This is a genomic window from Paenibacillus aurantius (assembly GCF_032268605.1).
Taxonomy (GTDB): domain Bacteria; phylum Bacillota; class Bacilli; order Paenibacillales; family NBRC-103111; genus Paenibacillus_AO; species Paenibacillus_AO aurantius.
The window spans coordinates 4,401,620-4,416,674 of record NZ_CP130318.1 but is presented as its reverse complement, the minus strand read 5'-3'; the positions used below and the strand labels follow the sequence as shown (position 1 = coordinate 4,416,674).

The 15,055-nt window shown below is 54.5% G+C and carries 8 protein-coding genes; 4 read left to right on the top strand and 4 right to left on the bottom strand.

Features of this window, described 5'->3' with window-relative positions:
- Positions 1-76: 76 nt before the first annotated feature.
- Positions 77-3,391, bottom strand: a complete 3,315-nt coding sequence (locus MJA45_RS20065; protein WP_315603672.1) for a carbohydrate binding domain-containing protein — start codon at positions 3,389-3,391, stop codon at positions 77-79.
- A gap of 324 nt (positions 3,392-3,715) precedes the next feature.
- Between MJA45_RS20065 and MJA45_RS20060 the strand changes: the two genes are divergently transcribed.
- The 4 genes from MJA45_RS20060 (at position 3,716) to MJA45_RS20045 (ending at position 8,508) form a co-directional block, all read left to right on the top strand.
- The gene (locus tag MJA45_RS20060) at positions 3,716-5,041 is read left to right on the top strand and encodes an ABC transporter substrate-binding protein (protein WP_315603671.1); all 1,326 of its coding nucleotides are present in this window, start codon (positions 3,716-3,718) and stop codon (positions 5,039-5,041) included.
- 71 nt (positions 5,042-5,112) lie between these two features.
- Positions 5,113-5,991, top strand: coding sequence for a carbohydrate ABC transporter permease (locus tag MJA45_RS20055; RefSeq protein ID WP_315603670.1), 879 nt, complete (start codon positions 5,113-5,115; stop codon positions 5,989-5,991).
- 78 nt (positions 5,992-6,069) lie between these two features.
- Complete coding sequence (locus MJA45_RS20050; RefSeq protein ID WP_315603669.1) at positions 6,070-6,813, top strand: carbohydrate ABC transporter permease; 744 nt, start codon at positions 6,070-6,072, stop codon at positions 6,811-6,813.
- Positions 6,814-6,945: 132 nt separating this feature from the next.
- Positions 6,946-8,508: an SGNH/GDSL hydrolase family protein gene (locus MJA45_RS20045; protein WP_315603668.1), complete on the top strand. Its 1,563-nt coding sequence runs from the start codon at positions 6,946-6,948 to the stop codon at positions 8,506-8,508.
- 116 nt (positions 8,509-8,624) lie between these two features.
- Here the strand turns inward: MJA45_RS20045 and MJA45_RS20040 are convergent, their stop codons facing one another.
- From MJA45_RS20040 to MJA45_RS20030, 3 genes are all read right to left on the bottom strand, one after another.
- The gene (locus tag MJA45_RS20040) at positions 8,625-10,958 is read right to left on the bottom strand and encodes a family 78 glycoside hydrolase catalytic domain (RefSeq protein WP_315603667.1); all 2,334 of its coding nucleotides are present in this window, start codon (positions 10,956-10,958) and stop codon (positions 8,625-8,627) included.
- A 22-nt stretch (positions 10,959-10,980) separates the two neighbouring features.
- Entirely contained in the window at positions 10,981-12,186 is a 1,206-nt protein-coding gene (locus MJA45_RS20035) for a Gfo/Idh/MocA family protein (protein ID WP_315603666.1), read from the bottom strand.
- A gap of 63 nt (positions 12,187-12,249) precedes the next feature.
- Positions 12,250-15,036 carry a hypothetical protein gene (locus tag MJA45_RS20030; RefSeq protein ID WP_315603665.1) on the bottom strand — a complete coding sequence of 929 codons (2,787 nt, stop codon included), beginning with the start codon at positions 15,034-15,036 and terminating at the stop codon, positions 12,250-12,252.
- Between the last annotated feature and the right edge of the window lie 19 nt (positions 15,037-15,055).

Below are 15,055 nucleotides of genomic sequence, written 5' to 3'. Positions count from 1 at the left end.
CAAAAAGCCGCCGGGCTTTCGTCCCGGCGGCTTTTTCGATTGGGTTTAGGAAGGCTTTCTGCTTAGCGGCGGCCGGTTAAGGCTGCACCTCGCGAAGCTCGATATCGTCGATCCAGGCCGCTCCGTTAGCGGCTGGATCCAGTTTGAAATAGATCCATGCCGTCTGGGCTTGCGGCAGTGCTGTGAAAGAAACCTCATACAAGGTCCAATCCGAGTTTCGTTCGGCATCCTTCCAAGTATACGTAAGGGTGCCGCCGCTTGCATTCGCCTGTCGTACGCCAAGGGAGACCGCACCGGCCGTCGCCGAGTTCTTGATCCAGGCCTTCCCCACATATTTCTTACCCGGAGTAACCGGGATCGCCTTAGGCACATCCGTATTGACCACGTTAAAAAGGTTGGCGGAATCAGGGGTTAGACGCACGGAAGCCTGCCCGGTGTGAGAAACCGATTGGTCCCAAGCACTCGCTCTCATCTGCCATCCGTCCGGCTGCTTGGAAGCGGCCGCCTGCTTCTCGAAGCCTCCGTTGTATACCAGATTAGTATCTACCTTCACGGTTAAAGGAAGGGAGGTGAGAACGGCCTCTCCCCGTTTAGCCTCGATTGTCACGCTGAACTCCCCCTCCTTAAGCGGAGAAGGAACCGTCACCTGCCCTTGAACTACCTTTGTTTCCAAGGGGGCCAAGGTTACCGTGGAAGGCAGATCAACCGTGATGCCGTCCGGTACGGACAGCCCCCATTCAACATCAAGGGAGCGGCCCGATTTGTTGGTCATCTCGACGGTAATCGGATAGGTTCCCGCTTTATTCACCTCAAGCCGGCCGGGCGAAAGCTTGACATCCAGCAAAGGGGTAACGGTTAGACTGGCCGCAGTAGAAGTCGACAGCTGGAAGCCTTTGTAGGTATAGCTCATGGTAGTCTGGATGGAATAGTCCCAGGGCTTAACGGTTTCGGGGACGATCACGCTCTCTTCCCAGGTTGCCCCCTGTCCGCTCGGCAGCTCTCCGATCGTTTTGACAGCAGGAGGAAGTCCGAAGGACTCCGGCCAATCGATGCGGAGCTGGACATCGGAGATGGTTTTTTCGCTCGCATTTTGCCAGGTTACCGCAACCCGCTTCTCATCACCGGGGGTAACCGCGCTATTCGGGGATTCGAGCTCCAACCGAACGATCGACTGCACGATCGGAAGCACGAGCGCTTTCACACGGGCTAAGCTGGAAGAAAGGACCTGTTTCTTCCCATTCAGAGCCTCGTCGGTTTGCCCGTCAACCCAGGCTTGCAGGTGGGAAAGCTCCCGTAACCCGTTCGTGGCCCGGTCCAGGGTTTGCTTGACGGGCACTGGTTCTTCCTTCAGCAGAGCCGACAGCTTGTTCAGTTCCTGCAGGAGATGGTTGATCTGAGCCGGCCCATATCCGTTCGGAAGGATTCCAGCGTCGGTTTGAAGCTCTAGATTGGCGTCCGTTACCATTTCCGCAAAGGGAGTGATTTGGTAAACGAACGTCTGCTCGGGATTCAGGCGGACCGTCAGCCCGTTGTCCCAGCTATCCTGCCGGGCAGGGGTCGAGCCATAGAGAAGCTCGATCCGATTCCCGCCTTGCTCAAGCGGCAGGGTTACGGTTTGGGGCTCCTTGGAGATGTTGATCGCCACGGCATACCGGTCGGTTCCCTTTTGCCAGATGCCCCATTGGACCGGGCCTTCTATGCTCTGGGACACTTGGTGTCCGTTAACCAGCAAATCGCCCATCAAGCTTATCTCATCCTTGAAGGCAACCATACCCGGCCACAATGCGGACTCCTGCAGCTTCCAGCCCGGATCGTTAACCGAGTAGAAGCCGAGCCCTTTGCTGCCGGCCAAGAAAGACTGGTAAGCCATATTGCGAACCTGATCGATAGTCGGGAGGACGTTCCAGTTCGTGTTAGGCATCTGGAACGTTTGCAGGACCGTCCATACCGGCTTCGTGTCCCCAACGGCAGCCATGGCCTCACGGACGCTGTCTCCAACGGCTGAGATCGGCAGCGTGCTGTTTTTATAGAAGGGATACACGTCTGTGACGAGCAAATCCGTCGCCTGGCCGGTGGAGCGGTAGGCGGTTCGGTCCGCTTCTACCATATACGTGGGATGCTCCGGGTCGATCGAGCGAATCAACCGGTACGCTTCCAGCAATTCCGACTGGGGAACTCCGTTGGTCGTCGGCTCGTCCATGATCATATACCCGAGGAGAGCGGGGTGATCCTTGAATGTCGTCACCATTTGACGGGTTAATTCAAAGTTCTCCTTTACCTTCATGTTGTAATACAGCGTCATCAGCATCTTCATGCCGCCCGCTTGGGCTGTATCCAGTAGGGTCTTCATGGTGGCTATGCTGTTCGTATTGGCCCCCTGAACCGTATTCACGCCGATTTCCTTCAGAGAAGCATAATCCTGTGCATAAGCATGATAGGCGATGACGGGAAAGAACGGCTTGCCGTCTACCAGGAGGGGGCCATTCTCGGGCAGCATGCCCGGCCGCTCCCAGCGGTAAATCGTCTTCTCCACGCTCTCCAGCACCTGCTGATTGTTATCCTTTAAATCGACGATTACTTGATAAGGCTGCTCCAGCTCCATCCGGGTAGGATCAAAGTCAGCGCTTACATTTGCTGCTGCCGGGAGGCCGCTTTGGGTAAACAACGGAGTGCCGTCCGACTTTTTGACCAGACGAATGTCTGCCGATTTGCCGGCCAGTAGGCCGTCCTCCGGCGTAATCCCCACCGTTACCCGGCCTTCCCGGATATCGGGGTAGTAATAGACTTGGTCAGTTTGAACGGCCAGCTGAGGCTTGCCCTTCTTCTTAACCATTGTAACGTCATCGAAATAGACCGTTCCTTTACCGTATAGGCGCAGATAGACATATAAATAGTTTGATTCGGGAGGCGCGACCGTCTCGTATTTCAGCTCATGCCATTGGCCGTCATTGAGCCCCGCGGCCGTTGTCGGGCTGAATCCGGTAATATAATTGGCGGCGGTTTTCTCAAGGTTCTTGAAATACTCCAGCTTATAGCCGACACTTCCGATCACCGCCGTTGTTTTATACCAGGAGCTGATCTCATAAGTGACGCCGGCTTCAACCGGAACGGGAATGGCTACCCAAGGGTTGTTAGAGGTATCGGTGTGAATCGAGAGACCGTAGGTACCGGTCATGGCCGCATCGGTTGTGGCGTGGATATCGCCGTTCCATAAGTCTCCCATGGCCTGCCATTCCGAAGGAATGCCGTTCTCTGTCGCTTCGAACCCGGGATTTCCGATCAGATTGACCGCTGCTGCGGCGTTAGCGGGCTTCCCCCCAACGGCAAGCAGCTGGACGAGCATACAAGCGATCAGGAGCGCACTCGATAAGGCTTTGAATCGGACTGCCATTGTCAAACTCCTCTCTTCTTTTAGAAGTTTTTTGAATTTACCTTCTTATGCCTTTTAACGGAGTACGGATCAGCATGGTTAGAGGCAGAGCATCCTCCTTCCCTAATAGCAATCGATTTCTTTTTTCAAAATAAAAGGAAATCCCACCCAAAACTTAGCACGCATTTTCGCCATACGTCAAGAGAATTACTTCCTGTTTGTGAAATAATTTTATTTTTGTGAAAAAGTTATTGACTAAAAAATACCAGCCTTATACTATGAAGAAGAAAGAAGAAATCGATTTCTGAGGTTGGGTCGCAACTTACCAAACAGGAGGGAATGAATATGAAAAAGAGCTTGATGACGGCAGCAGCATCGTTATTGGTTGTTTCCTTAACGGCTTGCAGTACAGGCAAAACAGGGGAATCCTCAACGAATCCGGCGGCTTCCGGCACCCCGCAAGCATCGAAAGCCCCGAAAGAAATGAAGCTGAAGATCGGACTCCCGGGCTCGTATGATGTAACCAAGAAAGAGATCATCGATGGATTTATCGCCAAGTTTCCGAACATCAAGACCGAGATTGTAGAAGCACCGTGGGGTGATTTCGCTACCAAAATTACGACGGAAATCGCCGGCGGCACGGCTCCTGATATATGGTTTCAAGAAAACGCTGTCATTCTCGGTTACGGAAGCCGGGGCGTGGCGGAGGATTTGACCCCCTACATCAAGAAGGATCTTAAAGAGGCGGACTACATATCCGGCTTGTACGCGGCCAAAGCTTCCAATGGCAAGGTGTACGGCATCCCCCATGGGATCAATCCGGTAGCGTTGGCTTACAACAAGAAAATGTTTACGGATGCCGGCGTTCCGCTCCCTACCGACAACTGGACCTACCAGGACATGATCGACACGGCCAAGAAGCTGACGAAGGACACGAATGGTGACGGCAAGCCGGATCAGTATGGTTTTGCCGCTTCCGTGGGCATTACCCAGGGCTGGTACCCGTGGGCCCGCTCGCAAGGCGGCCAGGTGCTCGATGAATCCAAAACGAAGGCGATGTTTACCGATCCCAAATCGATTGCCGGCATCAAGGCATGGGCCGACCTGGTGAAAACGGGCATTAGCCCGGACGCTGACTTCCTCAAAGTGGCGGGAGGCGAGTGGAAGGCGTTTGCTTCCAACAAGGCGGCCATGTTCTTCATGCAGTACAGCAACCAGGCGCTTATCAATAAAGAGTTTGCCTCCTTGGATTACGATACGGTCATGATGCCAAAAGGAGCGGATGGCAAACGGGTCGTGCCGATCGTTACGAACAGCTGGGTGATTTTCTCTAAGGCCAAGCAAGACGCCAAAGACGCGGCGTGGGAATTTCTCAAGTACTACTTGAGCGAGGAAGCCCAGACCGTGCTGGCCAAGAGCGGTGCATCCATTCCGGTACAGAAGAATGCGATTACGAAGCTGGATGCCAATGCCAATCCTAAGAATAAGAAGGCGTTCAGCGAGGGGATCGCACAGGCGGGCGTAACCACGGACGAGAATCCGTCGTGGCAGGAATGGCGCTTGGCGGCTCAGCCGATTTTTGTCGACATCCTCGGTCAGAAGCTTGCCCCGGAAGAAGGCATGAAGCAGATTCAAGATAAAGTCCAGAAAGTGCTGGATCAAAACAAATAAGGCAGGGAAGAGATGGCGGAGGGGCTTTCGGACCCCGCCATCTATCCTTTTGTTCCAGAGGAGGAAGCAGCTTGCGAAATGAAGCTCGCTGGGGCTATCTATTGACCTTGCCCTTCAGTTTGAATCTGTTGGTTTTTTTCGCTTTCCCGTTCTTCTTTTCCCTTTATTTAACCTTTACCCAGTGGGATATGTTTAATGCGCCTGATTGGATAGGAGGCCGGAACTGGAGCCGGCTGATTCAGGATGCCTCCTTCTGGTACTCCTTAAGAAATATCCTGCTGTTTGCCGCCATTTTCGTCCCGCTGCAGACGATCTTGGCGCTTGTGCTGGCGTATTTCCTGAACCAGTCGATCCGGGGCAAATCCTTCTACCGCATGCTGTACTTTCTGCCTGTGGTCACTCCTTGGCTGGCCGGCGGCACCATGTGGGGTTGGCTGCTGAACAAGACCTACGGGATGGTCAACTACATGCTCACTTCCCTATCCCTTCCCCCTGTCGACTGGCTGGACAGCAAGCAATGGTGGCTTCCGATCACGAGTGTCGCACTTGTGAACGTATGGAAGGGAGTCGGTTCCTCCATGGTCATCCTCTTGGCAGCCATTCAGGGGGTGCCGAAGGATCTTTATGAAGCGGCTTCCCTGGAAGGGGCGAACCGGTGGTCGGTGTTCTGGAGGATTGTATTCCCCCTTGTGTCGCCGATGATTTTCCTGGTTCTGGTGTTATCGACGATTTCGGCCTTTCAAGCCTTTGATGTTTTTCTGGTCATGTTCGATTCCCCGAACGTGGTTCCCGATTCCAAAGTCACCCCGAACATCTTGATTTACAAGGATGCTTTTCTGACCACCAAAATGGGCTATGCGTCCGCCATGTCCTGGGCCCTGTTTATTGTCATACTGGCGGTAACCCTGGTACAGAAGCGCTTTGAGAAGAGGTGGGTTCATTATGAGTAACCGTTATTCCATGAAGAATGCGGTCATTCATCTCCTGCTGCTTGCGGGGGGATCGTTACGCTGATTCCTTTTTACTGGATGCTCTCGACCTCCCTGAAGGCAGGCATGAATGTATCGAAGCTGCCGCCGCAATGGATTCCAAGCCCGGTCGTCTGGAGCAACTATGCGGATGTATGGGTGAAGGTTGATTTTGCAAGATACACGTTCAACAGTTTTGTTATCGTGATCGCCGATGTGATCGGCACCCTGCTTTCCTGTTCGATGGTGGCCTTCGGAATGGCGATGTTTACCTTCCGGCTGAAGAAGGTTCTGTATTTGGGGATGCTCGCTACCCTCATGCTGCCCTTTCAAGTGACCATGATCCCGGGCTATTTCATCTGGAAATCGTTCGGTGCCTTGGATACGTATTACCCTCTCATCGTTCCCACCTTTTTGGGCGGCTCCTTCGGCATCTTTCTGCTTCATCAATTCTATAAAAGCACGACGAAAGAGCTTTATGAAGCTTCCAAGATAGACGGGTGCGGCCCTTGGACTGCGCTTTGGCGGATTTATTTCCCGCTTTCGCGTGCGGTGCTGTCCGCGCTAGCCGTTTTTACGTTCATGGGGGCGTGGAGCAATACGATCGGGCCGCTCTTGTACCTGCACGATAAGGAAATGTTTACCCTTCCGCTTGGACTTCTCTTCCTGAGAAGCGATGTCGGCCTGGAGCAGCAAATCCTGATGGCGGCCGCCGTCATTGTCACCCTCCCGGTTGTCGTTGTTTTCTTGTTCGCCCAGAAACAATTCGTCGAAGGAATCGCTTCGACCGGTTTGAAGGGGTGATGGACAATGTCAGGGAATGGAGTCGGGCAAATGCGGGATGAATGGGTTAGGGACCGAAAGATTACCGGGTTGAAAGTAAACACATCTTCCCGATCCCCCTGGGGGCTCCGAATTGAGCCAGGCGAAGTCTTGTTGGCAAATGGGATCCGAATTACCTTGAAGGAAGCGGTTGAAGTGGAGCTGACGCCTCCCGGATCCCGGATCCTAACGAACCAGCGGTATACCCTTCATGGGGAAGCCCGCACCGTACCGGGCGGCTGGAACGGGGAGGGCATTCGGGGGAGCGGAGGGGAGCCGTACCAGCGGATGGTTCCGGGTTCGCTTCGGGTATACGGAGAAGACCGTCAGCCATGCTACCGGGAAAACGTAGACTATGTAGTGGATTGGTACATGGGGACGATCAAGAGAAACCCGGAGGGAAGCCTCCGGGACGGGCAGCTGCTCTCGTTGGATTACCAGGTGTGGCTGTGCCGGTATGACACCATTGTTATCCTCCGGAATGGAGAGATCCAAGTCATCGAGGGGATGACGGAGCCCTATGAATCCAGGGAGCTGCTGCTGCCGGATCCTCCGGCTGTTACGGAGGGAGTGCCTCTTGCCAATGTGTTTCTGGGCTGGGGCCAGCAGGAGATCCATGACGGACAAGTAAGCGTGGAGCTATATTCGGGAGGAAACCATAACGGGAAGCCGCCGGCGATAACGGGCCGGTTTGAGGATATGATGCCGCGTGACTACTACGTGGAGATTCTGGACGTATCCTCCGAGGATCCTACCTTTACCGTACGTATGGCTATGTCCGGTGAGGACTACGGGACGGGGCAGCAGTTGGAGGCAGCGAGCTTGCGGTGGTCCGAACCGGTTTTGTTCAGCTTGGAGGATCAAGTGCCCTTGATGGTGCCTTCGGCCTATGGCAAGGGGGTGGACTGGGGGCTGGCTGTCTCGTTCGCTTCCCTCGAAGGTCTCCCCGAAAGAGGGGCATGCTACAAGATTTCCGCCAAGCCGCACATGCTCATGGATAGGAGAACCAGCCCCCGGGATCCTCTTCATTTTATAGAGCGGGAAAGGTTCCCCCACCTCGCACCAGTGATGGAACGCATGCGGAACGGCCAACCGGTCCGGATAGCTTTTTATGGGGAAAGCACCACCCGTTCCGGCCGCTGGCCTTACGAGGTGGCTCATGCTTTAAGAACCCAATTTCCGGCATGCGCTCTCTATACCTCCAATGTTGCGGTGTCGGGAGAATCCAGTATGCGGGGAATTGCCAGGCTGCAGGATGAGGTGCTGAGCCTTAAGCCGGATCTGGTCATGATCGAATACTTTATCAATGACGGATATTCGGGGGAAACCGAGGCCAGCGAACGGAGCCTGCGTGCGATCATCGAAGGCTGCCGAAGGGCAGGGGCCTGCTGCCTGCTGCTGACCAACAACGGCAGAAACCCGATTTTCTCCGAAAGCGGCAGCCGCCGGGAGACCTACCGGGTTCATGAGCAGATGAAACGGATCGCACAGGAAACCCAGATCGCTTTTGTCGGAGGATACTCTTACTTCTTCCAGCTGCACCTATATGGCCGGTATTTTCTTACGGAGCTCAAAGGAAATATGCTGAACCATCCATACGGCAATGTCGATCCCGGGTGGGGAAGCTTCGACCGCGTGCTGGCGGATGCCATTCTTAAAGGCATGGACTCGTGCTGAAAACGGACGGAAAGGGAAGGGCATTTACAGCGGCAAAAGAGCCCTGCGGGCGGACTTACGGGTCCGGTCTGCAGGGCTTTTTACTATATTATATACAGGGCAAGCTTCCTCGACTTCTACTGCTTTCTTAGAGGGACGATCCCTTCCGGCCAGGTCACGTCGCTATGAAGCCCTTGGGGAGTCGCCTCCCACTTCACGCTGATCGGCCCATAAGGGGTCGGGACGACGCCGGAGGCTTGATGAAAAACCGAACGAGCCGGTTCAAAGCGAAACACTTTAAATCCGGGCTCTACCGGGGTAATTCCCAAAAGGTAGGCGTAATAAAAATAAACGGGAATCGCCGACCAGCCATGGCACAGACTTCCCGCCCGGTCAAAAGCATCGGCGCCTTCTTTCGTTTCCCAGAAGCTGGTCGCTCCTTTATACAGCATCCCGCCCCAATCATCCGCAATGGAATGGAAGACCAGCGGACCGTACCGCTCGGGATCCTCCAGCAAAGCCTTGAACTTGAAAAGGGAATAGCTGAGCGTGACCGGTACCCATCCGTTATCCCGCTTTGCCAGCCGTTCCCTCAGTCCGCCTGCCAGCGGTTCGGGGCAAACCTTCGCGCACAAAGCCAACGCCTGCGTCAATTCCGCATAATGATCGACGCCGTTTTCCCGCCGATAGGTCCGGTAAGCGGATTCGGCCGGATCCCAGAACCGATCCTGAATCGCCGCTTTAACTTTGGCGGAGAGGGAGGAGTAGCGCTCAGAGGCCTCGGGTCTGCCGCATAGTTTCAGGAGGCTCGCCGCAGCATCCAGAGCCATCACGAAGAACAAGTTGAGCGGAGCGTCGTAGTCTATCCGATCCGTTGAAGCCCCGGGAGGAAGAATGGCACTCCAGTTGTCCATCCCCGAAGCCCAGTCATAGAAATTCCAATAGCGGGAACCGGCGGGATTGGCTAACAAGCCGTCCCGCAGCCGGCCGATATGCGTATCCATCATGCGCTGTACCGCGGGCAAACGGGCTTCGGCCAGTTCGAATCTGCCGCTGTAGAGGAGGTGCTCCTCGAGCTCCACCACCCACAAGAAACTGAACGAAGGAATGGTGATGACATTCTCGGCCGGAGCGCAAATTTCCAGAAACCCGTCTTCCTTCAGCCCCTCCTCAAGAAGCTGGAAGGAGGCTCCGGGAAGCTCATACTCCCCGAAGCCGTAATATCCGCATAGGGCCTGGTTCCGGGCATCCATGGCATAGAGGGCCTGTTCCCTCCATGGGGTATCTTCATAATGCTCGTGCATACACAGATGCAGAGTACGAACGGCCACCTTCTCAATCTGCTGATGAAGACGGTCGGGACAGTAGAATTCCCCCTTGGCTTCGACAGGGTATTCCACTGCTCTCAGGCCGGCATAATAGAGCACGAACCGTTCCGTCACCCCGCTGATGTGCACCTGCAGGTAGCGGCCTGCCCACCTTTTGAGGCAATGGGTAAACGTTTGGCGCCCTTCCCCGCATTGGTACCGGGTGGCAAAATGCTTGCCGCGCACTTCCGCGCGTACCCGCAAATCCTCCAGATGTTCGCCGTAGGCAATGTCCACCAGGACGCCCGCATCCGCCTCCAGCTCCAAGTCCAGCAGCCCGCATTCCTCACGGCCCAGATCCAATAGAAGGTATACCCCACCATTCTCGCGAAAGAGCGATGGCCGGAGGGAAAGGCCGGCCGGGGAAGGGAGAGAGAAATCCCCGGCCGTTTCCATAAGAGATTCCGGTAAGCGGTAAGATAGATAATCGTGCTGCATGAGCTCGGCTACGGAGGTGTTCGGTTCTGCCTGCCGAATGAACAAGCCTTGGCTCAGCAGCTTTGCCGGACACCGATCCTGAATGACAAGCTTCGGAACCGGCCGCTTGTACAGCCGGGGGCCCGTTCGGGCTTCCGGGCCGTCCCCAAACCGCTTCCAGTCTTCGCCCATTTGATAGGCTTCCGTCAGCCAGCCATCGTCTCGTCCGGCATCGAATTCAAACGTGAACCCCAGCTGGTTGGTGCTGACCGGGACAGGACCGCTCCTATAGGCCGGAGACGGGCGGAAGGACGTATCGGAGCCGCTCCTAACCGTCAGAGAGCCGGCCTCCAGTGAGTAGATAAGCCCGGGGCTGCCTTTGATATATTGAAAGCTGTTCTGCCCCTGGTAATAGGCCAGGATGCACAGAACGTTTTTCCCTTCGCGGAGCCAAGGTCCGACGGATAACTCGTCGTAAGCTTTGTTCTGCGGGAAATCATCATACTGCCCAGTGTCGGCGAAGGTTCCATTGATCCAAACGGCATACTCCGAATCAACGGACAGGTACAGCCTTGTGGAAGCCGGAGCTTCCGGAAGAAGGAATTCATGCCGGAACTCCACATACTGATTGACCTCATCCCGGCTGCCTTCATTCCATATCCATTTAGATGGTTCGAGCGGGTTCATAAGCCCTCCTGATATCAACGCTTCATACATTCATCTCGGCCGCCTTCTCATTGGGGCGGATCCACACAGGCATTCCGGTTTCGGACGACTCGCTGGCCGCAATGGCAATGGCCGCACTGTCGCGGGCCCCTTTAATCCCTTGGAAGACGGGCTCCCCTTTCTGCACCAGGCGGACGAATTCGTTCACAATTCCCGTATCTCCACCACCGTGTCCGCCCTCCCGTTTCTCGGGATAGTAGACCTGCTCTTCCTCTGTAAACCGCTTCAATACTCGGATCTTGAAATCCTGCTCGTTGTTGTAGAAGCCCCAAATTTTCCCTTTGGTGCCGACAAACATAAATTCCCGTGTGTATTCCGGCGTAAAATGACACTCCATATACGAAATTCGGGCTCCGTTATCATAGTCGATAAGCACGAAGGCATTATCGGGAACATCGCATTCCACCGCATAGACACACAAGTCATGGCTTAGCTTGACATCGCCGTAGTCCATCTTGTAACCGCTCACGGTATCCAGATAATAAGGGCATGTGCCGGCATCCGAGCAGTCGCGGCAGCGTTTATCGTTCGGGGCGCTGCCGCCGAATACATCCAGACCGCCGCTGCAGTATACCTTTACCGGCGTCGCATCGACCAGCCAATTCGCCAGGTCAAGGGAATGCGTCCCTTTCTCCAGGATGAGGCTTTTCACGTAATCCTTGCGCCGTCTGGCCCCATGATAATAATAGTGGCCACCTACCGAAACGTTGTCGGTTACCGTGCCGAGCTTAATCTCTCCGATCTCTCCCGAGGAGATGATGCGCTTCATATCGATCATCAGGGAACAGTATCGCAGTTCCAGGCCCACCATAAAGACACGGCCCGATCGGGCGGCGGCTTCGATGATCCGGTCACAATCCTCGATCGTCTGGGCCATAGGCTTCTCGAGATAGACATGCTTGCCGGCCTCAAGAGCGGCAACGGCATTATCGGCATGGGCGTGGTCATTGCTGCAGATCACCACGGCATCCAGATGGGGCAATTGCAGAAAGTCATCGATCGAGGTTGTAGCCGGAAGATCACCCAGCTCACGCCGGGCAAATTCCAGGCTTTCCGGGCGAACGTCGCATAGACCGGTTAACACGCAATCCGGGTGCTTTCTGAAGTATTCGCCGGCAAAATAGACCCCGCGGCTTCCCGTTCCCAGTATTCCAATTCCTACTTTCTTTTGAATCGAAGCTTCCGTCATAAGATGAATAATCCCTTCTTTAGTTAGACTCGCCAGATGCAGATGATCCGGCAGATGGTTGCTTTATGGGGTCAGCTTGTAAATGTGAACCATGTAAGGAGAGAAGGTATCGCTTAAGCTTCCTCCGCTTACCGGTTTCGTTCTGGATTCGTATATGGCTTCGGCGGACGTTTTGCCGGTTAATCCCGATCCGCTGAAGGTGGAAGTAATGTTATCCCGCGTTGTGTTAACGGCGAACAGATAACGGGTTCCGCTGAATTCCCGGACCTTGATATCAAGAGCAGGAGAAGAGGAGGTAATCGTCTGGGCAACCGGCGCGGCGGCGATAACGGACTTCAACGTTTCCAGCTCTTGGTTCAGGATTTTGTACTGGGCCCAAATCTGGGGAGCGTCTCGTTTAAGCAGGAAGCCGGCGGGATAATCGTCATTAACATACGTCCCGATGGCCTTCGTTCCATGATTCACGGCGAGGTAAGTCATGGCGCGTACTTGCTCGGCCGTCGGAATCGTCCAGGTGCCGTAGTTTCCGAAAGCCTGCAGCACGGTAGCAATCGGTTTATTCGTGGCGGCTTGATCGTCCACGACTTCGCTAACGTCCGTCACTTTATCGCTTCCCCCGAAAGGGTACGGATCATGACTCGTCACATCGAGGCCGGCCAAATAAGTGCCGTTCACCAGCGATTTCTTATAAGCCGTGTTCAAGAATACGGGATGATTCGGATCGATGGCCTTGATCGCATTGTAGGCTTCTGTAATCGGAGTTGCGCTCATATTGGTAAGATCCGGTTCATCGTTTAGCAGCCAGGCATAGACAGCAGGATGATCCTTATATTTGGTTACTTGCTCCTGTATATAGGAAAGGTCCACTTGGGAGGAACGATACAGCATCACCATTCCCTTAAGACCGGCGTACTGCAGCGCATCCAGATTGGAGCCGCGGGCCTGAACGGCATTGAAGCCGCGCTCCTTAAGAGAGGCGTAATCATAAGGATCCACATGATACATGTAGCGCGGATTAAAGGTCGCGCCGTTCAAGGTAAAGGCTTTATTCGCATCCACTCCGGAAGCGGCCGTGTCCGGCAGAACGGGATAGGCGTATTTGTCCGCCTTCAGGACTTCTTGAACGACCGTTTGAAGGACGGAGGAGTCGCTTTTTTTGATGAGATGGGCTTTGTAGATGGAATAGCCGGAAGGAAGAGTGGAGACGTCGAAATAATCCGCAAAGCTTGGCGACAGGGTCAAATACTCTTTGCTGGTAACGGGTGTCGAGCTTCCGAAGGTGTACCGTTCCAGCTTTACTTTATAATCCGACAGGCTTCCTTTGGAAAGGTTAATTTCGAAGTTGGTCATGATCTTGGAATCCGTGCTCCACACATGCTTTTCCGGCAGGGTAAGCTTAAGGGATTGGGGGACTTGGCTAAGTAACGTATCGTCCACCCACACGCTGCCGACGGCATCCTGGCTCAACATCAAATAGGGCTGTACGTAATAGGTTCCCTCCGGTACCACAAAAACATCGTTATTCTCCACCCAGTTCGAGGACAAGACAGTGGTAGACCAGGTATATCCGTTCGAGGTTAACCGGTCTGCTTTAACGAACCGCAGGCCGATCTGGAAGCTGCCGGCGGTCAGGTTGCTTTTGACATAGGATTTCAGCATGAAATTGTCACCGGGAGCGGCCGGCAGCAGGTTCACATACTCCATAACGTTAAAGGCATTAGCCGGATCGCCGGTAAATTTGACCGCCTTGGTCCCTCTATGAGCAGCAGCGGGATCAAGGGAAGTGGCGCGTTGATTCCAAGAGGCATACCCGTCTTCAAAGCCGGGGTTCAGCAAAATGTTTTGCGAGTACAGGACCACGTCATCGATCCAGGCCGTCCCCGCCGCGTTCTGGCTGATCCAGAAATAAGCTTTGACATACTGGGTTCCGGCAGGAGACTGGGCGGAGTAGGTGGCCGTAGCCCACGAGCCGCTGTTGACCACCCGGTCCGACCACGAGTAGGACAGCAGGTTTTGCGAGGCATCGTAGAAGGCGAACCCGATTTTCAACGTTTCGTTATACGCCAGCGTACTCTTGGCGTTGGCCATCAAGGTCACGTTCTGATTCTCATCGATCGGGATAAAGGAAGCGGAATGGAATTCGTTGAAGCTGCCGGCATTCCCGATGATCTGGGCCGAGGCGTTCCCCGTCCGAACATTTGCAGCCGTGGTATTGTACGTCAGGCTGCCCGCCCAGCTGGAATTGTTCAGCTCAAAGCCCGGATCGCTTAGGAGATTGTCGGTCGTCAGGGAGACATCATCGATCCAGACGCTTCCTGAGGCGCTCTCCTGAACCTGGATATAAAGGGTCGCCCTCATGGAGTACTTCACCGGATTCAGCTTCGAGGTATTTTTGGGGGTGATGATGGTTTGTTCCTGATTGATCCAATTGCTGGAGGATGGAAGCGGAAAGAAATCATAGGAGATCGTCGTTCCGTTCTCATCCCAGAACCGGATGCCGACGGTGGTTGTCCCGGCGGTCAGCGTGTCCTTGGAATAGAGCCGGATCCGAATCGGTTGACCTTCCGTTACATTGATGTAAGAGGCGGAGGCGACTTTGTTGTTAAGATTGTTCATGTTGCCGACAAACTTCAGGCTTTTGGATCCGCTGTGGGCGGTAGTCGTATCGATCGAATCATCGCCGCCCAAGCTGGACCAGTTCGTCCAATCACTTTCAAACCCCGGGTTTGCCAGCAGGTTCTCGTTAGATTGGGCGGATGCCGGCTGAATAACGTGAGGCGGCACCCCAACCACCTGCAAAACCATCGCCAGCATCAAGCCTATCCACCATACCTTCTTAGCTTGAACCATCTTCCATACCCTCCTTGGC

Bases quoted from the DNA above. Each gene is read 5' to 3' on its own strand.
- MJA45_RS20065 (WP_315603672.1), bottom strand. From the start codon at position 3,391: ATGGCAGTCCGATTCAAAGCCTTATCGAGTGCGCTCCTGATCGCTTGT.
- MJA45_RS20060 (WP_315603671.1), top strand. From the start codon at position 3,716: ATGAAAAAGAGCTTGATGACGGCAGCAGCATCGTTATTGGTTGTTTCC.
- MJA45_RS20050 (WP_315603669.1), top strand. From the start codon at position 6,070: ATGCTCTCGACCTCCCTGAAGGCAGGCATGAATGTATCGAAGCTGCCG.
- MJA45_RS20040 (WP_315603667.1), bottom strand. From the start codon at position 10,958: ATGAACCCGCTCGAACCATCTAAATGGATATGGAATGAAGGCAGCCGG.
- MJA45_RS20035 (WP_315603666.1), bottom strand. From the start codon at position 12,186: ATGACGGAAGCTTCGATTCAAAAGAAAGTAGGAATTGGAATACTGGGA.
- MJA45_RS20030 (WP_315603665.1), bottom strand. From the start codon at position 15,036: ATGGTTCAAGCTAAGAAGGTATGGTGGATAGGCTTGATGCTGGCGATG.